The sequence below is a fragment of the Streptomyces sp. NPDC008125 genome, from assembly GCF_042957125.1.
Lineage (GTDB): Bacteria > Actinomycetota > Actinomycetes > Streptomycetales > Streptomycetaceae > Streptomyces.
On record NZ_JBIBHR010000010.1, the window covers coordinates 259900 to 284820 of the forward strand.

The 24921-nt window shown below is 72.2% G+C and carries 20 protein-coding genes; 10 read left to right on the forward strand and 10 right to left on the reverse strand.

From position 1 onward, the window contains the following. Nucleotides 1-98: 98 nt before the first annotated feature. The 4 genes from ACFZAX_RS19315 to ACFZAX_RS19330 form a co-directional block, all read right to left on the reverse strand. On the reverse strand, nucleotides 99-3110 hold the full coding sequence (locus ACFZAX_RS19315; protein WP_390962897.1) for a bifunctional [glutamine synthetase] adenylyltransferase/[glutamine synthetase]-adenylyl-L-tyrosine phosphorylase: 3012 nt from the start codon (nucleotides 3108-3110) through the stop codon (nucleotides 99-101). Between the two features lie 224 nt (nucleotides 3111-3334). Further along, entirely contained in the window at nucleotides 3335-4153 is an 819-nt protein-coding gene (locus ACFZAX_RS19320; protein ID WP_390962899.1) for an isocitrate lyase/phosphoenolpyruvate mutase family protein, read from the reverse strand. A gap of 146 nt (nucleotides 4154-4299) precedes the next feature. Further along, nucleotides 4300-5121, reverse strand: coding sequence for a putative protein N(5)-glutamine methyltransferase (locus ACFZAX_RS19325; RefSeq protein WP_390962901.1), 822 nt, complete (start codon nucleotides 5119-5121; stop codon nucleotides 4300-4302). 272 nt (nucleotides 5122-5393) lie between these two features. Then, nucleotides 5394-6893, reverse strand: coding sequence for an MFS transporter (locus ACFZAX_RS19330; protein ID WP_390963036.1), 1500 nt, complete (start codon nucleotides 6891-6893; stop codon nucleotides 5394-5396). 320 nt (nucleotides 6894-7213) lie between these two features. Between ACFZAX_RS19330 and ACFZAX_RS19335 the strand changes: the two genes are divergently transcribed. Beyond that, the gene (locus tag ACFZAX_RS19335; protein WP_390962903.1) at nucleotides 7214-7804 is read left to right on the forward strand and encodes a TetR family transcriptional regulator; all 591 of its coding nucleotides are present in this window, start codon (nucleotides 7214-7216) and stop codon (nucleotides 7802-7804) included. 13 nt (nucleotides 7805-7817) lie between these two features. Here the strand turns inward: ACFZAX_RS19335 and ACFZAX_RS19340 are convergent, their stop codons facing one another. Further along, nucleotides 7818-8192, reverse strand: a complete 375-nt coding sequence (locus ACFZAX_RS19340) for a DUF2568 domain-containing protein (RefSeq protein ID WP_390962905.1) — start codon at nucleotides 8190-8192, stop codon at nucleotides 7818-7820. 369 nt (nucleotides 8193-8561) lie between these two features. On the opposite strand from ACFZAX_RS19340, the gene ACFZAX_RS19345 reads away from it, so the two are divergent. Continuing rightward, the gene (locus ACFZAX_RS19345; protein WP_390962907.1) at nucleotides 8562-8951 is read left to right on the forward strand and encodes a hypothetical protein; all 390 of its coding nucleotides are present in this window, start codon (nucleotides 8562-8564) and stop codon (nucleotides 8949-8951) included. 604 nt (nucleotides 8952-9555) lie between these two features. Further along, nucleotides 9556-9990, forward strand: coding sequence for a pentapeptide repeat-containing protein (locus ACFZAX_RS19350; protein WP_390962909.1), 435 nt, complete (start codon nucleotides 9556-9558; stop codon nucleotides 9988-9990). Nucleotides 9991-10254: 264 nt separating this feature from the next. On the opposite strand, the gene glnA is transcribed toward ACFZAX_RS19350, so the two are convergent. Then, nucleotides 10255-11616, reverse strand: a complete 1362-nt coding sequence (gene glnA / locus ACFZAX_RS19355; protein ID WP_266703648.1) for a type I glutamate--ammonia ligase — start codon at nucleotides 11614-11616, stop codon at nucleotides 10255-10257. A gap of 243 nt (nucleotides 11617-11859) precedes the next feature. On the opposite strand from glnA, the gene ACFZAX_RS19360 reads away from it, so the two are divergent. The 4 genes from ACFZAX_RS19360 to ACFZAX_RS19375 all read left to right on the forward strand — a co-directional run bounded on the left by ACFZAX_RS19360 (nucleotide 11860) and on the right by ACFZAX_RS19375 (nucleotide 15880). Next, nucleotides 11860-12561: a DUF3105 domain-containing protein gene (locus ACFZAX_RS19360; protein ID WP_390962912.1), complete on the forward strand. Its 702-nt coding sequence runs from the start codon at nucleotides 11860-11862 to the stop codon at nucleotides 12559-12561. Further along, a complete protein-coding gene (locus ACFZAX_RS19365; RefSeq protein WP_390962914.1) occupies nucleotides 12558-13397 on the forward strand; it encodes a DUF305 domain-containing protein in 840 nt (279 codons plus the stop codon). The genes ACFZAX_RS19360 and ACFZAX_RS19365 overlap by 4 nt, the downstream gene beginning before the upstream one ends. Nucleotides 13398-13591: 194 nt before the next feature. Next, nucleotides 13592-14017: a CBS domain-containing protein gene (locus ACFZAX_RS19370; RefSeq protein WP_390962916.1), complete on the forward strand. Its 426-nt coding sequence runs from the start codon at nucleotides 13592-13594 to the stop codon at nucleotides 14015-14017. A gap of 93 nt (nucleotides 14018-14110) precedes the next feature. After that, nucleotides 14111-15880, forward strand: coding sequence for an NAD+ synthase (locus ACFZAX_RS19375; RefSeq protein WP_390962917.1), 1770 nt, complete (start codon nucleotides 14111-14113; stop codon nucleotides 15878-15880). 127 nt (nucleotides 15881-16007) lie between these two features. Here the strand turns inward: ACFZAX_RS19375 and ACFZAX_RS19380 are convergent, their stop codons facing one another. From ACFZAX_RS19380 to ACFZAX_RS19395, 4 genes are all read right to left on the reverse strand, one after another. Next, nucleotides 16008-17231, reverse strand: coding sequence for an MFS transporter (locus tag ACFZAX_RS19380; protein ID WP_390962919.1), 1224 nt, complete (start codon nucleotides 17229-17231; stop codon nucleotides 16008-16010). A gap of 352 nt (nucleotides 17232-17583) precedes the next feature. Continuing rightward, a complete protein-coding gene (locus tag ACFZAX_RS19385) occupies nucleotides 17584-18609 on the reverse strand; it encodes an endonuclease/exonuclease/phosphatase family protein (RefSeq protein WP_390962921.1) in 1026 nt (341 codons plus the stop codon). Nucleotides 18610-18852: 243 nt separating this feature from the next. Further along, nucleotides 18853-19713 carry a TetR/AcrR family transcriptional regulator C-terminal ligand-binding domain-containing protein gene (locus ACFZAX_RS19390; protein ID WP_390962923.1) on the reverse strand — a complete coding sequence of 287 codons (861 nt, stop codon included), beginning with the start codon at nucleotides 19711-19713 and terminating at the stop codon, nucleotides 18853-18855. A gap of 238 nt (nucleotides 19714-19951) precedes the next feature. Beyond that, nucleotides 19952-21562: a DHA2 family efflux MFS transporter permease subunit gene (locus tag ACFZAX_RS19395; RefSeq protein WP_390962925.1), complete on the reverse strand. Its 1611-nt coding sequence runs from the start codon at nucleotides 21560-21562 to the stop codon at nucleotides 19952-19954. Nucleotides 21563-21780: 218 nt separating this feature from the next. Here ACFZAX_RS19395 and panB point away from each other — a divergent pair, with 218 nt between their 5' ends. From panB to ACFZAX_RS19410, 3 genes are all read left to right on the forward strand, one after another. Further along, on the forward strand, nucleotides 21781-22671 hold the full coding sequence (gene panB / locus ACFZAX_RS19400) for a 3-methyl-2-oxobutanoate hydroxymethyltransferase (RefSeq protein ID WP_390962927.1): 891 nt from the start codon (nucleotides 21781-21783) through the stop codon (nucleotides 22669-22671). 258 nt (nucleotides 22672-22929) lie between these two features. Further along, a complete protein-coding gene (locus ACFZAX_RS19405; RefSeq protein WP_390962929.1) occupies nucleotides 22930-23949 on the forward strand; it encodes an ATP-binding cassette domain-containing protein in 1020 nt (339 codons plus the stop codon). Further along, nucleotides 23946-24794 carry an ABC transporter permease gene (locus ACFZAX_RS19410; protein ID WP_390962932.1) on the forward strand — a complete coding sequence of 283 codons (849 nt, stop codon included), beginning with the start codon at nucleotides 23946-23948 and terminating at the stop codon, nucleotides 24792-24794. The genes ACFZAX_RS19405 and ACFZAX_RS19410 overlap by 4 nt, the downstream gene beginning before the upstream one ends. The last annotated feature ends 127 nt before the right edge of the window (nucleotides 24795-24921 follow it).

A 24921-nucleotide genomic window follows, 5' to 3' on the forward strand; every position in this document is an offset into this window, starting at 1 on the left:
CCGCGCGCCCTCGTGCTCCTCGAACGCCCGCGGGACGCCTTCAGGACGCCTGCAGAACGCCCGCGGACGCCTTCGGGACGCCCGCCGGAGGCCCGCGCTCACGCCCCGTAGAACCGCTCGTCCACCACCGCGCGCGCCCGGCGGGTGATGCGCCGGTAGTCGTCGAGCATGGTCCCCGCGGTACTCGGTTCGTAGCCGAGGTAGCGGCCTACCGCGGCGAGCTCGCGGGGTGCGGACGGGAAGGTGTCCCCCGGGCGTCCGCGCACCAGCATCACGGCGTTGCGGACCCGGGTGGCCAGCACCCACGCCTCGTCCAGGATGCTCACTTCCTCGGCCGGGATCAGACCGGCCGCGCCGCACGCGGCCAGTGCCTCGCGCGTCCGGGTCGTACGGAGACCGGGCTCGGCCCGGCCGTGCTGCATCTGCATCAGCTGCACGGTCCACTCCACGTCGCTGAGGCCGCCCCGGCCGAGCTTGGTGTGGAGGGTGGGGTCCGCGCCGCGCGGCAGGCGTTCGGACTCCATCCGGGCCTTGAGCCGGCGGATCTCGCGCACCGCGTCGTCACCGAGCCCCTCCGCCGGGTAGCGGAACGGGTCGATCAGCTCGATGAAGGCGCGTCCGAGGTCCTCGTCGCCCGCCACCGGTTCGGCGCGGAGCAGGGCCTGGCTCTCCCAGACGAGCGACCAGCGGCGGTAGTACGCCTCGTACGACTTGAGGGAGCGGACCATCGGGCCGCTCTTGCCCTCGGGCCGCAGGTCGGCGTCGATGAGCAGCGGCGGGTCGGCGGTGGGCAGCTGGAGGAGCCTGCGCATCTCGGCGATGACCGTGTTGGCGGCGCGGGCCGCCTCCTCGTCGCTCACCCCCTCGCGGGGGGCGTGCACGAAGAGCACGTCCGCGTCGGAGCCGTAACCGAGCTCGTGCCCGCCGAAGCGGCCCATGCCGATGACGGCGAAGCGGGTCGGCAGCGTGTCGCCCCACTGCGCGCGGACGGCGGCGCGCAGGGCGCCGGCCAGGGTGGCGGCGTTGAGGTCGGTGACGGCGGAGCCGATCCGGTCGGCGAGGGCGCCGTGGTCGGGCTCGGCGGGGTTCTCCTCGGTGCCGTAGCTGCCGATGAGGTCCGCGGCCGTCGTACGGAAGAGTTCGCGCCGGCGCACGCCGCGTACGACGGCGACCGCGGACTCCGCGTCGGGCGCCCGGCCGACGGCGGCCAGCACCTCCTGGTCCAGGTTCTCCCGGCTGCGTGGGGCGAGGCCCCCGGGGTCGCCGAGGATGGCGACGGCCTCCGGCGCCCGCATCAGCAGGTCCGGGGCGAGCCGCCCGGCGGAGAGCACCCGGGCGAGGTTCTCGGCCGCCGCGCCCTCGTCGCGGAGCAGCCGCAGGTACCAGGGGGTGCGGCCCAGCGCGTCGGAGACCTGGCGGAAGCCGAGGAGTCCGGCGTCCGGGTCGGCGGAGTCGGCGAACCAGCCGAGCAGCACCGGCAGCAGGGTCCGCTGGATCGCCGCCTTGCGGGAGACCCCGGACGACAGGGCCTCCAGGTGCCGGAGCGCGGCGGCCGGGTCGGCGTACCCGAGGGCTTCGAGGCGGGTGCCCGCCGCCTTGGCGGAGAGGCGGCTCTCGCCGGGCGCGAGCTGGGCGACGGCGTCGAGCAGTGGCCGGTAGAAGAGCTTCTCGTGCAGCTTGCGGACGACCGAGGCGTGCCGTTTCCACGCCCGGTTCAGCTCGGTCACCGGGTCGGTGCGCAGTCCCAGCGAGCGGCCGAGGCGCCGCAGGTCGGCCTCGGCCTCGGGGACGAGGTGGGTGCGGCGCAGCCGGTAGAGCTGGATGCGGTGCTCCATGAGGCGCAGGAAGCGGTACGCGTCGTCGAGCTGGGCGGCGTCCGCGCGGCCCACGTAACCGCCCTCGGCGAGCGCCCGCAGCGCCTCCAGGGTGGTGCCGCTGTGCAGGGTGGCGTCGCTGCGGCCGTGCACCAGCTGGAGCAGTTGCACGGCGAACTCGACGTCGCGCAGTCCGCCGGGGCCGAGCTTCAGTTCCCGGTCGACCCGGTCGGCCGGGATGTTGTCGACGACGCGGCGGCGCATCTTCTGCACGTCCGGGACGAAGTTCTCCCGGTCGGCGGCGTGCCACACGAGGGGGGCGACGGCCTCCACGTACGCGGCCCCGAGCTCGGGGTCGCCGGCCACCGGGCGGGCCTTGAGCAGCGCCTGGAACTCCCAGGTCTTGGCCCAGCGCTGGTAGTAGGCGAGGTGCGAGGAGAGGGTGCGCACCAGGGGGCCGTTGCGGCCCTCGGGCCGGAGGTTGGCGTCGACGGGCCAGATGGTTCCCTCGACGGTGGTGTCGGAGCAGATCCGCATCATGTGGGAGGCGAGCCGGCCGGCCGCCCGCATCGCCGCCGTCTCGTTCTCCGCGGTGGCGCCCGCGTCGACGGGCTCGCCGACGAAGATGACGTCGACGTCGGAGACGTAGTTCAGCTCGTGGCCGCCGCACTTGCCCATCGCGACGACGGCGAGGCGGCAGACCGCCGCGTCCTGCGGGTTCGCGGTACGGGCGATGGCGAGCGCGGCCCGCAGGGTCGCCGTCGCGAGGTCGGCCAGCTCGGCGGCGGTCTGGGCGAGGTCGGTGGTGCCGCAGACGTCCCTGGCCGCTATGGCCAGCAGGCAGCGGCGGTAGCCGACGCGCAGCGAGTCGGGGTCCGTGGCCTCGGCGAGGCAGCGCTCGAACTCGGGCACCCCGGGGTGCAGGTCGGCCGCCTCGTAGGTGACCAGTTGTTTCCAGTCGTCCGGGTGGCGGGCGAGGTGGTCGCCGAGGGCCTCGGAGGCGCCGAGGACACCGAGCAGTCGGTCCCGGAGCGGCTTCGCGGTCACCAGGGTGTCGAGCAGCAGCCGCTGCTCGTCCTCCGGCTGCGCCTCGACGATCCGTACGAGGCCCCGCAGCGCCAGGTCCGGGTCGGCGGAGGCGCCGAGCGCCTCCACGAGGACCGGGTCGGACCGTACGGCCGTGAGCGCGGGCAGCTGCAGCAGCCGCTCAGCGCCCGAGGGGTCCGTGAAGCCGTGGCGCAACAGCCTGCTGAACGTGCTGCTCCTGCGCCCCGGAACCGGTACCGGCGTCGTCATACCGTGCTCTCCTGCCCCGCGTACCCCGCGTGTGGTGGGGGTTCGAGCGTAGCCCTGTGCCGGGGAGTTCGTCCCGGGGGCGGGGGGACGGTCGCGATCCCGCTGCGGCGGCGGGGTGCGCGCCGGGGCACCGCCCCGTGGCCAGAGGCGCCGGGGCTCGTGGAGCTGGGGGCTGACCGTGGGGGCCGACGGCTGCCGGGCCGCACCTCCCGGCCCGTCCGGGGTCAGTGGGGTGCGGAGAACAGCGCGTCGAGGTCCGGGAAGGCCATGCCTCCGGCGAGCGAGTGGTAGGCGCCGGTGCCGAGGAGCTCCTGCGCGGTGCGGCGGGCGGCGGCGTAGGCGACCTGTGCCACGCCCGGTCCGAGGCTGACGCGGGCCACGCCGAGGGTGCCGAGTTCGGCGACCGTCGGGGCGCCGGGACCGGCCATGATGTTCAGCGGTACGGCGATGTCCCGGGCCAGCGCGGCGATGGTGGCGGTGTCGGTGACGCCGGGGACGAAGATGCCGTCCGCGCCCGCGTCGACGTACGTCCGCGCCCGGGCCAGGGTTTCCTTCAGCCGGGTGTCCGGGTCGCCGATCCCGAGGAGGAAGGTATCGACACGGGCGTTGAGGAACAGGTCCGCGCCGGCCCGGTCGGCGGTCCGCCGGGCGGCGGCCAGCCGTGTCGCGAGTTCTGCCGGCGGTCGGGTGCCGTCCTCGATGTTGACGCCGACGGCGCCGGCCGCGAGCACTCCGGCGACGGTCTCGGCGACACCGGCGGCGTCCGTGCCGTATCCGCCCTCGATGTCGGCGGTGACCGGGACCGCGACGGCGGTGACGATGCGGCCGATCAGTTCCAGCGCCCGGTCCCGGGTGAGGACGTCGCCGTCCGGCGACCCCAGGGACCAGGCGGCGCCGGCACTGGTCGTGGCGATCGCGGAGGCACCTGCGGCCTCGATGACGCGGGCGCTCGCGACGTCCCAGGCGTTGGCGAGCGCGAGAGGTTCAGTCGGGGTGTGCAGGGAGCGGAAGAGGCGGGCGTGGTTCGGCTGTGCGGGGCTCATGCACGCAGTCAAACACCGCTCGCCGCCCCCCTGCTGGCGAGAATCCGACACGGACGTCCGCCTGAGGACCAGCGCCTGCGAGCCCGGGCCCTTCAGCGGATCCGGGCCCTTGAGCGGATCCGGGCCCTTCAGCGGATCCGGGCCCTTCAGCGCGGCCGGGTGCCGATGAGGACGGTGGCCCAGAGCTCGTCGGAGGTCGCGATCCGTGCGGCGAGACCGCCGCCGCGGACGGTGGCGAGCGCGGTGTCCGCCTGGCGTTCGCTGGTCTCCATGAGAAGGCTGCCGCCCGGCGCGAGCCACTCGGGGGCGGCGGCGACCACGCGGCGCATCACGTCCAGGCCGTCGTCGCCCCCGTCGAGGGCGACGAGCGGTTCGTGGTCGCGGGCCTCGGACGGCAGCAACGCCACGTCGCCGGTGGGCACGTACGGGACGTTGGCGAGGAGTACGTCGACCCGGCCGCGCAGCCCGGCGGGCAGCGCGGCGAAGAGGTCGCCCTCGTGGACCTGGCCGACGCCGTCGAGGTTGCGCCGGGCGCACCGTACCGCCGCCGGTTCGACGTCGCAGGCGTGCAGTTCCACCCGCCCGAGGACCTGGGCGAGGGCGGCGCCGAGGGCACCGGAGCCGCAGCAGAGGTCGACGACGAGGGGGACCCGCGCGGTGTGGTTCGCCGCGCCGTGCCAGGTGTCCCCGAGGGTGGCGGCGGCCTGGTCGACGAGGAACTCGCTGCGGCGGCGGGGTACGAAGACGCCGGGGTCGACGGCGACCCGCAGACCGTGGAACCCGGCCCAGCCGAGGACGTGTTCGAGGGGCAGCCCCTCGGCGCGGCGCCGGACCATGGCGGCGGCCTCGGCCGGGGAAGCGGCGGTGGAGAGGATCAGTTCCGCTTCGTCCTCGGCGAAGACACAGCCGGCGGAGCGGAGCGCGGTGACGATCGTGGAACGGGAGAGCGGAGGGGGAAGTACCGACATGGCGGAGCCTTTCGGGAGCCGATGGGCGCTCCGCGTTCGCTCACGTCCGGTGGACGTCGCGACCGTACGGGGTGAGCACCCAGCCTGACGCAGCGTTGATGGGGGCTCACCTCCTCGGTCCGGTCCCCGTGCGGGGACGGTCCCCCGTGTGGGGACGGTTCCCCTGTGCGGGGGTGCCGGTCACATTACCGCAGTCTCCCGGGTGCGGACGCGCCCCGTGCCCGCACCGGATCGGGGTGCGGGCACGGGACGCGAAGAGCCCCGGCTGCCCGTCAGAGGTCCACGCTGTCGCGGAGCTTCGTCGGGGTCAGGAAGCATGCCGCCGGCACACCGACGACCGCGATGCACGCGGCGATGAGGAAGATGTGGCCGGTCGCGTCTCCGTAGGCCGCGCGGACCACCTCCTGGATCTGCGGCGGCATCGCCTTCAGGTTGAGCGTGGAGCCGCCGGAGGAGGAGGCGGCCGGATCGATGCCGAGCTTCTTCAGCCCGTCCGTGATCTCCGTGGTGACCTGGGCGGCGAGTACCGCGCCGAGCACGGAGACGCCCATGGTGCCGCCGAGCGACCGGAAGAAGGTGATCGCACCGCTGGCCGCGCCGAGTTCCCTGAGCGGGACGGTGTTCTGGAGGACCAGCACGAGGTTCTGCATCGACATGCCGACCCCGGCGCCGACCGCGAACATGCCCGCCCCCACGAAGACCAGGTTCGTCGTGTGGTCGATGGTCGACAGCGCGAGGAAGCCGAGGGTGAGGACGATGACACCGGTGAGGATGAACGGTTTGACCTTGCCGGTACGGGAGACGAGCCGGCCCGCGATCGTGGAGGAGAGCAGCACGCCGAACATCAGCGGGACGGTGAGCAGTCCGGACTGGATCGGCGAGTAGCCGCGGCCGGTCTGGAAGTACTGGCCGAGGAAGACGGCGCCGCCGAACATGGCCATGCCGACGGAGAGGCTCGCGACGATGGCGAGCGCGGGGTCCCGGCGGCGGACGACGTGGAGGGGTACGACGGGCTCCTTGACCCGCGCCTCCACGAACACGGCCGCGCCGAGGATCACCAGGCTGCCGGCGACCATCGCGGCGGACTGCCAGGAGATCCAGTCGAAGTCGTCGCCGACGAAGGTGACCCAGAGCAGCAGCAGGCTGACGCCGGCGGCTATCAGGGAGGCGCCGAGGTAGTCGACCTTGGCGTCGGGGCGGCGCTTCTCCACCAGGTGCAGGGTGCGGGCCAGCATCACGAAGGCGACCAGGGTGAACGGCACGGTGGTGAAGAAGCACCAACGCCAGCCGAGCCACGAGGTGTCGGTGATGAATCCGCCGAGCAGCGGGCCGCCGACGGTGGCGACTGCCATGACGCCGCCGAGGTAACCGTTGTACCGACCGCGCTCCTTGGGGCTGATCATCGCCCCGATGATCACCTGGACGAGCACCTGCACCGCACCCATGCCCAGGCCCTGGATGACCCGGAAGGCGATCAACTGACCGGTGGACTGGGCGAACCCGCAGGCGACGGAGGAGATCACGAAGAGGCAGATGGCGGTCTGCAGCAGCAGCTTCTTGCTGAAGAGGTCGGCGAGCTTGCCCCAGACCGGCGTGGAGGCGGTGGACGCCAGCAGGGTGGCGGTGACCACCCAGGTGTACTGGGACTGCGTGCCATTGAGCGCTCCGATGATCTGCGGGAGCGCCACCGAGACGACGGTACTGCTGGTCAGGGCGACGAAGAGCACGAGAAGCAGACCGCTCAGCGCCCGTAGCACCTCGCGGTGCGTCATCGGCACGGCTTCGGCCGGTGTGGCCGTTTCTTCGCTCACGCGCAACCTCCGGATTCTCGTGGGGAGATGAACGAACATCGACGGCCGCACGCCCCGGCGGCAGGCGGACGGGTGCACGCCCCCGTGAACTCCGGTTCCCCTCAGTGGTGTTCACGGCCCACACCGGAGGACGCCGCTCCGCACGGCGGAGCGACGCACCCCACACCCCGGTCGCGCGCGCTGAACGACAGGAACGAGATGACAGGAACACTTCACCATACATGCACCATGGGCAATCTTGCCGTGTGCGCAATAATCAACGGCCAAGCGACAATGGCCCGATGGAGAACTCTGTGGGGCTGCGGGAGCGCAAGAAGGAAGCCACCCGCCAAGCGGTGCACGAGGCCACACTGCGGCTGACCGTCGAGCACGGCTTCGACCACGTCACGGTGGAAGCGGTCGCGGACGCGGCCGGCATCTCGCGCAGGACCTTCTCCAACTACTTCACCAACAAGGAGGACGCCCTCCTCCACGGGGAGGAACGGCGGACAAGGGCGCTGGTCCGCCTGGTGCGCGACCGCCCGGCCGAAGAACCCGCCTGGACCGCCCTGCGCGGCGCGATGCTCCAGTTCGCGACCCAAGCCCCGCCCTGGAACCGCGAATGGGCCGTCCACACCCGTCTCGCCCTGCGCCACCCCTCGCTGCTGGCACGCCAGTTGGCCAACCACGCGGCACTCGAACGCGACCTGGCCGAAGCCGTGGCCGACCGCCCCGGCCCCACCGCCCGGCCGGTACGCCCCCTGATCCTGGCGGCGGGCTTCCTCTCGTCCCTGCGGATCGCGATGCGCACCTGGATCGAGGAGGCCCCGGACCGCGAACCGTCCGAGCTGATCGCGGAGGCCCTGGAGGAGATGGGGCGCAGCTTCGAGTAGGTGGCGCCCGGGCTCAGCCCGCCCGTGGGGCACGGGCGCGGGCCCGCCGGTCCATGGCCAGCAGCGCGGTGTTGACCACCACCACGGCGGCGTACGACAGGGCCGGCCAGGCGCCGCCGAGGTCGGACAGCGCGGCCACGGCGCACGCGAAGACCAGCACCTTGACCCCCGCCACCCCCGCGGCCGGCAGCGTGAACCGCGCCTTGGGCGAGGCGAACATCCCCCAGACGACCGCCGCCACCACGGGAAGCCCCACGGCGAAGGCGACCCGCAGCACGGTGTTCTCCGAGGCGTTCCACCCCCACCGCGCGAACTCGGCGATCGCCACCACCTCGACGAAGAACGCCAGCAACTCGTTGACCGCGCGCACAGGGGCGGGGAGTCTCATCAGGGGCCTTCCGGCAGGGAGGGGCGGGTGTCGGGACCAAGACTCCTCGGGCGCGTACGGGGTTGCCCCGGCGGGGGCCGGATACCCCGTAACCGCTCCTCGCCTTCGCCCTGCAGGGGCAACCCCGTGCCCGCCCGACATGCGCGGAGGGCGGCCCCCGCTCTCCCCGGCCGTTCCGGATCGAGCGGAGACACACCGGCCTCGACGACACCGCCCTGCGAACTACGGGCGTCTCAGTAGTGCCAACGATTCCTGCCGGACGAGAAGCCGCAGGTGATCGCCCGCCCGGCCTCGTCCGTGGTGGTCGCACCCACATCGGTGTTCCGGCAGAACTGCCCGGCGCGGTAGCAGTTGCCCGCGTTGGAGCGAATGCTGCAGGTCGCCGTCTCGGCCGAGCCGCCACCCGTGGCCGTGCTCCCACCCGAACCACTGCTACTGCCGCTGCTCTTCGACGTACCCCCGCCCGAGCTGCTGCCCCCGGAGGACGACGACCCGCCGCTCGTGGACGTACCGCCGGACGAGCTGTCGGCCGACGAGGCGCTCGGCGGGTTCGCGCAGGACTCGCCCACGCCCACGATCTTGAAGGCGACCTTCGTGGACGTGCTGTACGTTCCCGCGGACGGACTCTGCGAGCACACCTTCCAGTTGGAGGTGTGCACCACGGAACGGCGCAGTTCGCTCGCGTCGGAGTACGTCACCGACGCGACGTGGTGGGAGCGCGCGTCCGCCACGGCCTTCGCGAGGTTCCATCCGCCGTAGCTGCCCACCGTCGCCTGGACGGCCGGCTTCTTCGCAGGAGTCGCGGACGGCGACGGCGAAGCCGTGACGGTCGGCGAAGCCGAAGCCGACGCGGACACGGACGCGCTCGGGGACGCCGTGGCAGAAGCCGTGGGCCGCGTGCTCACCGAAGCCGAACCGGTGTCCTGATCCCCGTCCGAGCACCCCGCGAGACTCACGGCGAGGGCCACCAGCCCGACCACCAGGCCCCCGTAGGCCCGGCGGCCCTTCCTCATGTTGTTCCCCATGCCCTGGGCACCGTTCGATCCTGACGATCCCGGCGCATACCGAAGAGACATGCCACCCCCCTGGGTTCTCGTTCTCAGCACTGGCGCGAACCACGCGTCGGCGCATGCCGACCTGGGTTGCGCACCGGAAGACGATGCGCGCGCCACTGCGGAGGACAGGATAGAGGAGATCCAGAGGATTATATGAGGATCTTGTGAAACGAGGTTTCGTGGACGCGTACACGCGAGCGCACCGGCGACCGGATCGAGTGCAGGGACCGGGGAGACAGGCGGCCGACGGGCTCGAACTGTGGGAAATCCGGGCGACGGCCACCGCCCCGGCTGGCACTCTGGCGCACATGACCACGGCACCGACCGCGAGACAACGACTTGCCGCACTCCACCGCTATGCGGCCGTGCACCGCGAGGACTTCGCCCTCCAGAACCTTGCTTCGGCCCGCACGTCACAACTGCGCTTCAGCGGCTGCTCGTTCAGAGGTGCTGATCTGCGCCACGCCGACCTGGACGGATGTTCGTTCACGTTCTGCGACTTCACCGGCGCGGACCTGCGCGGGGCTTCCCTGCGCGAGGTCAGACTGGCCGGATGCGACTTGCGGGGTGCCGACCTGCGCGACACCGATCTGACCGACGCCACCTTCGGCAGCGTGAACACGGGCGCGCCCCCGCACGGGCTGACGAACGTCGTCGGTGCCCGGTTCGAGGGAGCGTCACTGCGCAATGTTCGAGCGGAGGACGTCACCGGGTGGCCCGCCGGGCACGGTGCGAACGAATAGACCTCCGCCTGGAGATGGCTAAAGATGCGCTCCATCACCGCATCCGCCTCCTCGGCAGATGACGGGACAAGGGTGCCCCCCCAGATGAGCGGAGAATCTCACGTCTGCCTCTCCCGAATGCGGCACGCTCGGAGTGAGGCTCCCGCCACCAGGAACTGCGCCGGTCATGACGACGGGCGGACCGCGTCCGATGGACCGCGACCCGCCCGCGCAATGCTTCCTGCAGCCTCTGGCCGGTCTCCTGACCAGCCTTCCGACCAGCCCCTACAGCACCGGCAGCAGCGCCTTCCGCTCGAACGCGGTGACCTCGCTGCGGTACTCCTCCCACTCGCGCTTCTTGTTGCGGAGGAAGAAGTCGAAGACGTGCTCGCCCAGCGTCTCCGCGACGAGTTCGCTCTTCTCCATCAGGGAGATGGCCTCGCCGAGGTTCTGCGGGAGGGGCTCGATGCCCATCGCGCGGCGCTCGGAGTCGGAGAGGGCCCAGACGTCGTCGTCGGCGCCGGCCGGGAGTTCGTAGCCCTCCTCGATGCCCTTGAGGCCCGCCGCGAGGAGGACCGCGTACGTGAGGTAGGGGTTGGCGCCGGAGTCGATGGAGCGGACCTCGACGCGCGCGGAACCGTTCTTGCCGGGCTTGTACATCGGGACGCGGATGAGCGCGGAGCGGTTGTTGTGGCCCCAGCAGATGTACGAGGGTGCTTCGCCGCCCGCGCCGGCGCTGCGGGCGGAGCCGCCCCAGATGCGCTTGTAGGAGTTGACCCACTGGTTGGTGACGGCGGAGATCTCGGCGGCGTGGCGGAGCAGGCCGGCGATGAAGGAGCGGCCGACCTTGGAGAGCTGGTACTCGGCACCGGACTCGTAGAAGGCGTTGCGGTCGCCCTCGAAGAGGGAGAGGTGGGTGTGCATGCCCGAACCCGGGTACTCCGAAAACGGCTTCGGCATGAAGGTGGCCTGCACGCCCTGCTCCAGCGCGACCTGCTTCATGACGAGGCGGAACGTCATGATGTTGTCGGCGGTGGAGAGCGCGTCGGCGTACCGCAGGTCGATCTCCTGCTGGCCGGGGGCGCCCTCGTGGTGGCTGAACTCGACCGAGATACCCATCGATTCGAGCATGGTGATCGCCTGGCGGCGGAAGTCCATGCCGACGTTCTGCGGGGTGTGGTCGAAGTAGCCCGAGCTGTCGGCCGGGGTGGGCCGGGTGCCGTCGACCGGCTTGTCCTTCAGCAGGAAGAACTCGATCTCGGGGTGGGTGTAGAAGGTGAAACCGAGGTCGGACGTCTTCGCGAGGATGCGCTTGAGGACGAAGCGGGGGTCCGCGAAGGACGGCGAGCCGTCCGGCATCAGGATGTCGCAGAACATGCGGGCGGTGCCGGGGGCCTCCGCGCGCCAGGGCAGGATCTGGAAGGTGCCCGGGTCCGGCTTGGCGATCATGTCCGATTCGTAGACGCGGGCGAAGCCCTCGATCGCCGAACCGTCGAAGCCGATGCCCTCGTCGAAGGCCTGTTCCAGCTCGGCCGGAGCCACGGCGACGGACTTGAGGAACCCGAGGACATCGGTGAACCACAGTCGTACGAACCGGATGTCACGTTCCTCAAGCGTCCTGAGGACGAATTCCTGCTGCTTGTCCATAGCCACATCCTTGCAGTTCAGACGGTCCGCGCACCACCGCCCGGGGTAGGGGAGTCACTCCAGTATCACGACCCGGGATTTCACCCAGATTACGCACACGGTGTGAGAGAGAGCACGCGGCCACCCACTACGATCGGCGGCCCCCATGTGCTGGGGCACGTGCGCACGCGCAACCGACTCTCGCACAGGGGTTCGTGCGACTCGTTCGCTCCCTCCCTGCTCCTCCCAGAAGGACTCGACATCATGAGCCTTTCCCCGCCGCCTCCCCAGGTTCCGACGCCCCCGGCCCCGCTCCCCCAGCGGCGCCGCCCGGTGCGCGGCAGGGTCCTGGCCATAGCGGCCGGCGTGGCCGTCGTCGCAGGTCTGGTGGGGTTCGGCGGCTCCGGGGTGCTGGACGGCCCGGCCTCACGGGCCGATCTGGTGACCACCGCGGCCGAGGACTCCAAGCCGGGCGGTACGGAGCCCTCGCGGGCGGCCGGCGCGGCGGCGGTACCGGCGATTCCGGGCGTGAAGTCCTGGGACGCGAGCCGACTGACCCGCAACCACGTGACCCACGAGGTCCACTACCCGATGGCACCTCCGGTGGGCGGGGACCACGACCCGACCTGGATGAACTGCGACGGCGACGTATACAAAACGCCGCTCGCGAACGTGAACGCCGTCCACTCCCTGGAACACGGCGCGGTGTGGATCACGTACAACGGCAGCGCGTCCACCGACGCGGTGCGCACGCTCGCCGCCCGGGTCAGGGCGACCTCGTTCACTCTGCTCAGCCCCTATCCCGGCCAGTCGGGCGCCGTCATGCTCAGCGCCTGGGGGAAGCAGCTCACGGTGGACGGTCCGGACGACGCGCGGGTGGACCGGTTCCTCTCCGCTTACGTTCAGGGCCCGCAGACCCCGGAGCCCGGCGCGCCGTGCACGGGCGGTCTGGCGGCTCCCCGATGACCGGCGGTACGGCGCGTACGACGCGCCCGCGCTGGGTCGCGGCGGGGGTGCTGGCGGTCGCGGTGCTGGTCGGAGGCGGTACGGCGGCGCTCGTGACCGCCCGCTCCGACGGTGCGCGGGAGGACGGCGAGCAGCGGGCGCAGGGGTACGGGCAGGGGTCCGGGCCCGGGCAGGGGCTTCCTGCCGTCGACTCGGCGGACGCCGGGTTCGCGCAGGACATGGCCGTCCACCATCAGCAGGCGGTGGACATGTCGTTCGTGGTGCGGGACGGCACGCGCGACGAGGACGTGCGCCGGCTCGCGTACGACATCGCCCGCACCCAGTCCAACCAGCGCGGGATGCTGCTGGGCTGGCTCGACCTGTGGGGGCTGCCGAAGGTCGCCCCGCCCGGACGGCCCACGGCGTGGATGGGCGCCCAGGACGCCCCGTCCTCGCCGGGCGGCACGGAGCGGGCGGCCGGCACGGACCCCGACATGGCCGGGATGGCCGGCATGGAGGGTATGGAGGGCATGGACCACGCGCAGGACATGACCGGGGCGAACGGCACGGGGCAGGGCGCGGCCCGTCCCGGGGCCGGTACGCGGATGGCCGGCATGGCCACCCGCGCTGAGCTGAAGCAGCTCGGCGCCGCGCGGGGGCGGGCCGCCGAGGTGCTGTTCCTCCAGCTGATGACCGACCACCACAAGAGCGGCATCGCCATGGCCCGCAGCTGCGCGGAGCGGTGCGCGGTACCGGCCGAGCGGCGACTCGCGCAGGGCATGGTGGACGCCCAGCAGGCCGAGCTCGACCTGATGGCACAACTGCTGGCCGAACGGGGGGCGCACCCCCGCCGCTGAGAGCCTGCCGCACCCGCCCCTCACCGCCCGTACGGCCCCGAGCCCACGGACGAGTGAGGGGCGCATCGCGTTCCGCTTTCACTCGAATGGGTGATATCGGTCGGCGGTGACGCGTGCTGCCGAGGACGATGGGGGATGGACTCGGGGCCGTACGGGGGTGTGCTCAGGCACGGATCGGTTCGCAGGAGGACCCCATGACCACGGCGAAGGACATCATGCATCCCGGCGCCACCTGGATTCCGGCGCACGAGACGCTCGACCGCGCCGCCCAGATGATGCGCGACCACGAGGTGGGCTCGCTGCCCGTCTCGGCCGAGGGCGCGAAGGACCGGATGGTCGGGATCATCACCGACCGGGACATCGTCGTCGCCTGTGTGGCGAGCGGTCACGATCCCTCGGAGGTGACGGCGGGCGACCTCTGCCACGGAACCCCGCGCTGGATCGACTCCGGCGCCGGGGTGGACGCGGTGCTGGAGGAGATGCGGTCCCACCGCATCCGGCGGCTCCCGGTCGTCGAGAACAAGAAGCTGGTCGGCATGATCAGCGAGGCCGACCTGGCGCAGCACCTCAGCGGGGACCAGATCGCCGACTGGGCGGGCCAGGTGTACGCGCGGGGCTGACCAGCCCGGCGCGGGGCCGGTCAACTTCCTTGCTCAGGAGCGGAATCATTGACCCCCAGGACATCGCGTCAGTAAGACGATTACACTGCGGGCGTGCCTCAACTACGCCTCGCACTCAACCAGATCGACTCGACGGTCGGCGATCTCACCGGCAACGCCGACACGATCGTCCGCTGGACCCGGCACGCCGCCGAGCTGGGTGCCCACCTCGTGGCCTTCCCCGAGATGGTGCTGACCGGCTATCCCGTGGAGGACCTGGCGCTGCGGTCGTCCTTCGTCGAGGCCTCGCGGTCGGCGCTGCGTGCGCTCGCCGCCCGGCTCGACGCGGAGGGGTTCGGCGAACTGCCGGTGGTCGTCGGCCATCTCGACCGCTCCGAGCACGCGGCTGCCCGGTACGGCCAGCCCGCCGGTTCGCCGCGCAACGCGGCTGCGGTGCTGCACAAGGGGCGGATCGCGCTGAGCTTCGCCAAGCACCACCTGCCCAACTACGGGGTGTTCGACGAGTTCCGGTACTTCGTGCCGGGCGACTCGATGCCGATCGTGCGGGTGCACGGCATCGATGTGGCGCTCGCCATCTGTGAGGACCTCTGGCAGGACGGCGGGCGCGTCCCCGCGGCCCGCGCGGCGGGCGCCGGGCTGCTGCTGTCGATCAACGCCTCGCCGTACGAGCGGGACAAGGACGACACCCGCCTCGAACTGGTCCGCAGGCGGGCCCGGGAGGCCGGGTGCACCACCGCGTACCTGGCCATGATCGGCGGCCAGGACGAGCTGGTCTTCGACGGCGACTCCCTCGTGGTGGACGCGGAGGGCGAAGTGATCGCCCGCGCACCGCAGTTCGCGGAGGGCAGCGTGATCCTCGACCTCGAACTGCCGGCCGCGGCGGCCGAGCCGCCGTCCGGCGAGGTGAACGACGGGCTCCGCATCGACCACGTCGTCCTCTCCGCGGAACCGCTCCCGGCGTACGTCCCCGAGCTGGCGGGCGGGTACGCCGAGCGGCTCGACGACGACGAGGAGCTGTACTCCGCGCTGGTCGTGGGGCTGCGCGCGTACGCCGCGAAGAACGGTTTCAGCAGTGTGCTGGTGGGGCTCTCCGGCGGCATCGACTCGGCGCTCGTCGCTGTGCTCGCCTGCGACGCGCTGGGGGCGTCGAACGTCCATGGCGTCTCGATGCCGTCGAAGTACTCCTCGGACCATTCCCGGGACGACGCGGCCGAGCTGGCCCGGCGTACCGGGCTGAACTACCGCACCGTACCGATCGAGCCGATGTTCGACGCGTTCATGGGGTCGCTGGAGCTCACCGGGCTCGCCGAGGAGAACCTCCAGTCGCGGCTGCGCGGCACCACGCTGATGGCGCTCTCCAACCAGGAGGGCCGGATCGTGCTCGCGCCGGGCAACAAGTCGGAGCTGGCGGTGGGCTATTCGACGCTGTACGGGGACTCGGTGGGGGCGTACGGGCCGATCAAGGACGTCTACAAGACGTCGGTCTTCCGGCTGGCGAGGTGGCGCAACCGGGCCGCCGAGGAGCGGGGCCGGATCCCGCCGATCCCGGAGGCGTCGATCACCAAGCCGCCCAGCGCCGAGCTTCGGCCGGGGCAGGTGGACACCGACTCGCTGCCGGACTACGAGGTGCTGGACCGGATTCTGGAGCTGTACGTCGACCGGGACCAGGGCCGGGACGCGATCGTCGCGGCGGGCTTCGACGAGGAGCTGGTGGTCCGGACGCTGCGGCTGGTCGACACCGCCGAGTACAAGCGGCGGCAGTACCCGCCGGGCACGAAGATCTCGCCCAAGGGGTTCGGCAAGGACCGGCGGCTGCCGGTCACGAACCACTGGCGCGAGGCGCCCGCGAAGGACCTTCCGTAGAGCGCGGACGGGCCGGACCGCGGGCGCGACGCGGTCCGGTGCGTCCGGCCGGACCGCGGGCGCGACGCCGTCCGGTGCGTCCGGTGCGTCCGGTGCGTCCGGTGCCGAGTCGCCGGGCGGAGCCGGCTCACTCCCCCGGCGCGGTACGCAGGGCCTCCCGGCTGGTCGCAGGCGCCTCCGCCCCGCCGGCCACGACGCGCGACGGGTCGCGGTCGCGGTCCAGGACGGTCGCGGTGACCGCGATACCGAGGCCCACGACGGCGAGGGCCGCGCCGACCGGAGCGGGCGAGGTCCAGCCCCAGCCCGCCGAGATGGCCGCGCCGCCGAGCCAGGCGCCGCCCGCGTTGGCCAGGTTGAACGCCGAGTGGTTGGAGGCGGAGGCCAGGGTGGGGGCGTCCTTCGCCTTGCGCATCACCAGCATCTGGAGCGGGGTCGTCGTCATGAAGCCGACCGCTCCGAGCAGGACCACCATCACCAGCGCCAGCCACTGCACGTGCACGGTGAACGGAAAGAGCAGCAGGACGACGGTGAGCGCGCCCAGGGAGCCGAAGAGCGTCGGCCGCAGCGCGCGGTCGGTGAGCGGTCCGGCGGCGAGCGCGCCGAGGGTCATGCCGATGCCGAACAGGGCCAGTACGAGGGTGACCGAGGACTCGCCGAAGCCCATCGCCTCGGTGGTCATGGACGAGAGGTAGGAGTACACGGCGAACACGCCGCCGAAGCCGAAGACGGCGGTGAGCAGGCCGAGGATCACCTGTCGGTTGCCGAGCGCCCGCAGTTCGTGGCGTACGTCCTGGTGCTCGGCGACCGGGATCTGCGGGATCAGCCGGGCCAGGGCGGCCAGGGAGAGCAGCCCGATCACGGCCACCACGACGAACGTCGCCCGCCAGCCGAGGTGCTGGCCCAGCAGGGTCGCCGCCGGTACGCCGACGATGTTGGCCACGGTGAGGCCGAGGAACATGCGTGCGACGGCCCGTGCCTGCCGGCCCTCCGGGACCAGGCGGGCGGCGACGACCGCGCCGACGCCGAAGAACGCGCCGTGCGGCAAGCCCGCGATCAGGCGGCCGGCGACCAGCCAGCCGAAGCCGGGGGCGAAGGCGGAGGCGGCGTTGCCGAGGACGAAGAGCGACATCAGCAGCAGGAGCATCCGCTTGCGCGGGATGCGGGAGCCGAGGGCCGTGAGCAGCGGGGCGCCGAGCACGACGCCGATCGCATAGGCGGAGACGAGGTAACCGGCGGTGGGTACCGAGGTACCCAGGTCGTCCGCGACATTGGGCAGCAGCCCCATCATCACGAACTCGGTGGTGCCTATGCCGAAGGCGCTCACCGCCAGGGCGAGCAAGGCCAGAGGCATGGGGAAGGAACCTTTCAGCAGGAGGGCGCGCGCCTGGGTCCGGGAGCGGACGGTACGACCGTACGGGGACGTGGCGCAGCGGTCGGCCGCGCGGACGTGCGCGCGGACCGGGCGGAGAGGGGACGTGCGGAGGTCGAAGGACGGGCGGCGGTGCTCCGGCGGCTCTGCCAGGCATACTCAGGTCAGCAACCTGAACAAAGTGTGGCAGACGATCCGTTCCTGGAGGTGAACGGGTCGTTTCGGCGGAGTTCGGCCCGGGCGTCGGCCGGGCCCCGGCCGGTCACCACGGCCCCGCCCCGCCGGCTCGCGCGGAGCCACGCGCCGCTGACGCTCGCCGCTCGTACGGGCGCGGTCAGAGCTGGACGCGGGCGGCGATCGGCAGGTGGTCGCTGTCGGTCGCGGCGAGCGTCCACGAGGACATCGGCTCCACGCCCCGGACCATGATCTGGTCGATGCGGGCCATGGGGAACGCGGCGGGCCAGCTGAAGCCGAAGCCGTCGCCGGCGGCGCCCTGGGTGGACCGCATCTGCGAGGTGACGGCCCGCAGGGCGCGGTCGTTCATGGTGCCGTTGAGGTCGCCGAGGAGGACGACCCGGCTCAGCGGCTCGTCGGAGATGGCCTCGCCGAGGGCGTCGGCGCTGTTGTCGCGCTGGTTGGCGGTGAACCCTGCGTGCAGCTTGACGCGGACGGACGGCAGGTGGGCGACGTACACGGCGACCTTGCCGCCGGGGGCGGTGACGGTGGACCGCATGGCCCGGACCCAGCCCATCTTGATGTCCACGGGGCGGGTGTTGCTGAGCGGGTACTTGCTCCAGAGGCCGACGGTGCCCTGGACCGAGTGGTACGGGTAGGGCCCGTCGAGCGCCTTCTCGTACGCGGTGACCTGGCTGCTCGGGAGTTCCTGGAGGGCCACCACGTCCGCGCCGGAGCCGGCGACCTGTTCGGCGGTGCCGGCCGGGTCGGGGTTGCCTGCGTTCACGTTGTGCGTGGCGACGGTGAGGTTGCCGCCGGGGCCCGACTTGTCGTCGAGCAGCAGGCCGCCGAAGAGATTGAGCCACACCATCAGGGGCAGCAGCAGGGCGAGGAGCGCTGTGGCGGAGCGCCGCAGGAGGCCGAGGATCAGCAGGACGGGGAGGAGGACCCCGATCCACGGCAGGAAGGTCTCCGTGAGGCTGCCGAGGTTGCCGAGCCGGTTGGGGATCTCCGCGTGGAAGACCATCACCAGCGTCACCAGGACCGAGCAGGCCGCGATCACGATGCCGCGCCGCCAGATGCCCCGGTCCGCCTTCAGGCGGGCCAGAACCGCCCGGAAGCGGGAGGCGGCACGCGGCGGCTCCGCGTTGTCGTTGCCGGTGTCCGCTCCGTACGCCTGCACCATCGCGCTTCCTCACTGCGTTGCCCTGCATGTCGCCGCGTTCTCGACCCTAGGGGATCGGCGACCGTTTTCCCTCCGCCGGTGTCGGCGGCACGGAGAAGAGGACGACCGGAACGGGGCCATGGGTTCCGCTTTGTGCCGGACCGTCCGGGCCTGTGACCGACCCCTCATTTCCGGCCGGGCCGGTCCGGCGCGTCGGCGCTCGCGTCCGGCGGTGCCCGGGACGGCGGCGGAGGGCGGTACGGGTCAGCGCCGGGCAACGTCGCCCGGCGCGTCGCCGGGACCGGAGGCGTCCCCGGGACCGGACACCGGGGCCAGGCCCTGCATGAGGGCGTCGATGACCCGGTCGACCAGGTCCTCCGGCAGCGGCGCGTCGCGGCGGTGCAGCGTCCGTACGAGCATCGCGCCGACGAGCAGGTCGTCCATCAGCTCGACGTCGAGGTCGTCCCGTAGCTCGCCCGCGGCGACGGCGCGGCGGACCGCGGCGACCATGGCGGCCCGGCGCGGCGCGACGACGGTGTTCTGGTACTCGGTCCAGAGCCGGGGGTGGCTCTTCATCTGCGCGAACACGTTGTGCAGCAGGACCGACGAGCGCTGCGCCAGCCCCCGGGTGCGGTGGGACTCCATGAGCAGGCGCAGGTCGGCGAGTCCGGCGGTGCCGGAGACGACGGGGTCCGGCGGTTCCATGTCGCGGAGCACGTCGAGGAAAAGCTCTTCCTTGCCGTTCCAGCGGCGGTAGATGGTGGCCTTGCCGACCTTGGCGGTACGGGCGATGCGTTCGATGGAGAGTCCGGCAAGGGGTTCACCGGCCTCCAGGAGGGCGATGACGGCGTCCAGGATGGCCCGCTCGGCGGCAGCGCTGCGAGGGCGGCCCGGACCCCGGTCGTGGTCGTGCACCCGGGCGTGCTCCGGCCCGTGCGCCGGGTCCCCCTCCGGACCCGACTCCGGGCCCCGCTCCGGACCCGACTCCGGACTCGGCTCCGCGCTCGACTCCGGGCCCGGCTCCGGGACCCGCTCCGGGCTCGCCTGCGGACCTGGCGCCGAGCCCTGTTCCGGGCCTGGTTCCCGACCGTGCTCCAGGCCCTGCTCGCGCTCCTGATGCCGCACCTGATTCCGCCTCTCCTCGCCCGTCCGACCGCTGCAACGATTCTCGCCGACCGGAAGCCCGCCTTCCCGCCGGGCCCGGCGGGAACCGTTCGGGCGGCGCCGGGCCCGGCGCCTGCCGTTCGGGCGCGGCGGAGATCCGGACCGCCGCGAAGGCCCGGGCCCCGGGGCGTACGCCGGTGGGGGCCCGGGCCGGGATCGCGTGGGCTCAGCCGCTGTCGCCCTGTTCCGGCGGCCCTGTTCAGCGGCCCTGTTCGGCCGGGACCGGTGCGGGCTGCTCGGGGGCCTGCGGCCGGGGACCGGCGGCGGACTTTCCGGGCAGGAACAGCGCGACGACCACGGCGCCGACCAGCGCGATGGCGGCGGAGCCGAGGGCGGCGACGTGCATGGCGCCGATGAAGGCGTCGGAGGCCGCCGCCGCGAGCGGCTTGCCGGCCGGGCCGAGCTTGGCGGCGACGCCGAGCGTGGCCTCGATCGACTCTCCGGCGACGTCCCGGGCCCCGGCGGGTACGGCCGAGAGGTGGCCCTCGATGTCACCGCGGTAGACGGTGGAGAGCACCGAGCCGAGCACGGCGATGCCGAGCGCCCCGCCGACCTGGCGGAAGGTGTTGTTGATGGCGGAGCCCGCACCGGCCTTCTCGCGGGGCAGTGTCTGCATGATGGCGACGGTGACCGGCGGCATGATGTGCGCCATTCCGGTGCCCTGGACGAAGAAGACCACGCACAGCACCCAGACGGGCGTGTCGGCGTCGAAGGCCGCGAAGGCGGCGAGCCCGCCGGCGACCAGGAGCAGGCCCACGGTGCAGACCGCGCGGACGCCGAAGCGCTGGACGACGATCCGGGCGCGCGGCGAGAAGATCATCTGCGCGGCGGCGAGCGGCAGGACCAGCAGTCCGGACTGGAGCGCGGTGTAACCGCGCACGCTCTGGAGGTAGAAGGCGGAGAAGAAGGTGACGCCCATGAGCGCGAAGAAGACCAGCGCGATGGCGGCGACGGCGGCGGAGAACGCCGGCTTCTTGAAGTGCGAGACGTCGAGCGCGGGGTGCTCGACGCGCTTCTCGTACAGGACGAAGGCGATCAGGACGGCAACGCCGCCGACGACCGGGGCGAGCACGGTGACGTCGGTGAAGTCGGCGAGTTCGCCGCCCCGGATGATGCCGTAGACGAGCAGGACCAGGCCCACGACGGACAGGACGACGCCCACCGGGTCGAGCCGGCCGGGCTTGGGGTCGCGCGAGTCCGGTACGAGGATCACCATCGCGACCAGGGCGACGAGGCCCACGGGCACATTGACGAGGAAGATCGAGCCCCACCAGAAGTGCTCCAGCAGGAGTCCGCCGGTGATCGGGCCGATGGCGATGCCCAGGCCGACGCCGCCGGCCCAGATGCCGATGGCCTTGGGCTGTTCGGCGGGCTCGAAGACGTTCATCAGGATGGCGAGGGTGGCCGGCATCACGAAGGCGGCACCGAGACCCATCACCGCACGCCAGGAGATGAGCTGCCCGGGCGTGTCGGAGAAGGCGGCGAGCGCGGATCCGACGACGAAGACGGTGATGCCGCAGAGCAGCACCCGCTTGCGGCCGAGGCGGTCGCCGAGCAGACCGGCGGTGAAGAGCAGGCCGGCGAAGACGAGCGTGTAGGAGTTGATCGCCCACTCCAGCTCGCTCTGGGTGGCGCCGATCCCGTCCGGCGCGGGACTGGCGATCGTCTTGACCGCGACGTTCAGGATCGAGTTGTCCAGCACCACGATGAGCAGGCTGAACATGAGCACGGCGAGAATGGCCCAACGGCGACGGTGGACCGCCTCCGGGACACGGGACACGGCGGCAGGCGCGCCGGACGGTATGGACATGACGGAAAGCCTAGCGTCATTTCGATACGAGACCGTCTCGTATTGTAAAGTCTTTACCCTTCCCGACGCGTCTCCGCCCGGCCCTCCGGGCCCGCACCGACGATCCGGTGGAAGGCGAACCGTGGGCCCACTTCCCGCGCACCACCGGGGGATGCCACCATGGAAGGGATCCGGGGACGCCGTCAGGGCGCCTCGAGATGACGAAGGAGCCGTTGGCCATGTCGCTCAACGCTGCGCAGAATCAGTCTGCCCACCCCCCTGTTGTGCCCTCCCCCACCGACAGCGGCAAGGCGCTGTACGGAGGCAAGGGCACTCGCCGCATCACCGTCCACGACATCGCCGCCGCCACCGCGCGCGGCGAGAAGTGGCCCATGCTGACCGCCTACGACGCGATGACCGCGTCCGTCTTCGACGAGGCCGGCATCCCGGTCCTGCTCGTCGGCGACTCCATGGGGAACTGCCATCTCGGTTACGACACCACCGTGCCGGTCACGATGGACGAGATGACCCTGCTCTCGGCCGCCGTCGTACGGGGCACCAAGCGCGCCCTCGTCGTCGGCGACCTGCCCTTCGGCTCGTACCAGGAGGGCCCCGTCCAGGCGCTCCGCAGCGCGACCCGGCTGGTCAAGGAGGCCGGGGTCGGCGCCGTGAAGCTGGAGGGCGGCGAACGCAGCCACGAACAGATCCGGCTGCTGGTCGAGTCCGGCATCCCGGTCATGGGCCACATCGGCCTCACCCCGCAGTCGGTCAACTCCATGGGGTACCGGGTGCAGGGGCGCGGCGAGGAGGCCGCGCAGCAGCTGCTGCGGGACGCCAAGGCCGTACAGGACGCGGGAGCGTTCGCGGTCGTCCTGGAGCTGGTGCCCGCCGAGCTGGCCGCCGAGGTCACCCGCACCCTGCACATCCCGACCGTCGGGATCGGCGCCGGCAAGGAGACCGACGCCCAGGTGCTCGTCTACACCGACATGGTCGGGCTCACGGGCGGCAAGGTGCCGCGCTTCACCAAGCAGTACGCGAACCTGCGCCAGGTCCTCGGTGACGCGGCGAAGGAGTTCGCGGGCGAGGTCGTCGGCGGCGCCTTCCCGGCGCCGGAGCACACCTTCCACTGACGGCACGGGCGGGCCCCGCCCCCGTGCCGCCCCCCGCGGACGGTACGGACGGGCCCGCCCCACTCCACCCTCCGGCCGTGCGGGCCGCATCCGCCGCGCCGGTCACACAGCCACCTCCGGCACCACCGTCAGCCCGCCGACTTCCCCCATCGGCGGGCTGACGCACGCCCGGCGCATGCCCGGCACGCGGCTGCCCGTGACGGCCCGACGGACGGCTGTCGGCGATATATCGGTGAGCTGTCGGTCGGGTCTGGTCCCATGGTGGACATGACGCGAAACGACATGAACCCCGGGCGCGGAATCGCCATCGAAGTACGGGGGCTGGTGAAGCACTACGGCACCACCAAGGCACTCGACGGTGTCGACCTCGATGTACGCGAGGGCACCGTGCTCGGTGTGCTCGGCCCGAACGGCGCGGGCAAGACGACGCTCGTACGCGCCCTCTCCACGCTCATCGTGCCGGACGCGGGTCACGCGACGGTCGCCGGCTACGACGTGGTCAAGCAGCCCCGGCAGCTGCGCCGCACGATCGGCCTGACCGGGCAGTACGCCTCCGTCGACGAGAAGCTCTCCGGCTGGGAGAACCTCTACATGATCGGCCGGCTCCTCGACCTGTCCCGCAAGGAGGCCCGCAGCCGCGCGGACGAGCTTCTGGAGCGGTTCTCGCTCACCGAGGCCGCCCGCCGCCCCGCGATGGACTACTCCGGCGGCATGCGGCGCCGGCTCGACCTGGCCGCCTCCATGATCGGCCGCCCGGCCGTCCTCTACTTGGACGAGCCGACGACGGGGCTCGACCCCCGTACCCGCAACGAGGTCTGGGACGAGGTGCAGCGGATGGTCGCCGAAGGGGCGACCGTGCTGCTCACCACCCAGTACATGGAGGAGGCCGAGCAGCTCGCCGGCGAGCTGACGGTGATCGACAAGGGCCGCATCATCGCGCGCGGCGGCGTCGACGAACTGAAGGCGAAGGTCGGCGGCCGGACCCTCCAGATCCGTCCGTCCGACCCGGCCGACCTGCAGGCGATGGCCCGGGCGCTCCACGAGGCCGGCCTCGACGGGGTCTCCGGCGCGCAGGCGGTCCCGGACGAGGGCCTGCTGTACGTACCGATCCTGAGCGACGAGCAACTGACCGCCGTCATCGGCCTGCTGGGCGCCCGGGGCTTCTCCCTCGCCCACGTCGCCACCGCACTGCCCAGCCTGGACGAGGTCTTCCTCGCCATCACCGGCGGCAAGACCACGTCCGCCGCCGCTCCGACCGACGAGGAGGTCGCCGCATGAGCACGACCACGCTGACGAAGTCCCCCATCGACCGGGCGCCGGTCCGGCCGTCGGGCGACGAGGGGAGGATCGGGCTCCGCGCCAACCTGCGCCACATCGGGGCGCTGACCCGGCGCAACCTGCTCCAGATCAAGAAGGATCCGGAGTCGATGTTCGACGCGCTCCTGATGCCGGTGATCTTCACGCTGCTCTTCACGTACGTGTTCGGCGGCTCGGTCGGCGGCTCCCTCGGCGGCGGCCGGGAGGAGTACCTCAACTACCTGATCCCCGGCCTGATGGCCATGATGGGGATGAACATCGCCTCCGCCGTGGGCACCGGGGTCAACGACGACTTCCGCAAGGGCGTCATGGACCGGTTCCGCACGATGCCGATCGCCCGGTCCTCGGTGCTGATCGCGAAGATCGTGGTGGAGCTGGGCCGGATGATGGTCGCCACCGTCATCCTGCTGGCGATGGGTTTCGCGCTCGGCATGGAGATCCAGACCTCGTTCCTCGGTCTGCTCGAAGCCGTCGCTCTGTCGGCGGTGTTCGGCGCCGCCATCATGTGGATCTTCATCCTGCTCGGGCTGGCCATGAAGACGGCCCAGGCGGTCCAGGCGACGGGAATGCTGGTGCTGATGCCCCTTCAGTTCGGATCCTCCATCTTCGCGCCGACCCAGACGATGCCGGGCTGGCTCCAGACGTTCACCGAGTACAACCCGCTGTCGAACCTCGCCGATGCGGCGCGCGGCCTGATGATGGGCGGCCCGATCGCCCACTCGGTCTGGGTGACCCTCGCGTGGGCCGGCATCATCACGGTCGTGATGGCGCCGCTCGCCGTCGCCAAGTTCCGCAAGGCCACCTGACGGCCGGGGCCCGCGCCGCCCCCCCCCCCCCCCCCCCCGCGCCGCCCGCCCCCCGCCCGCGCCCCCCCCCCCCCCCCGCCCCCGCGGGCCCGCCCCCCCCCCCCGCCGGCCCCCCCCCGCCCCCCCC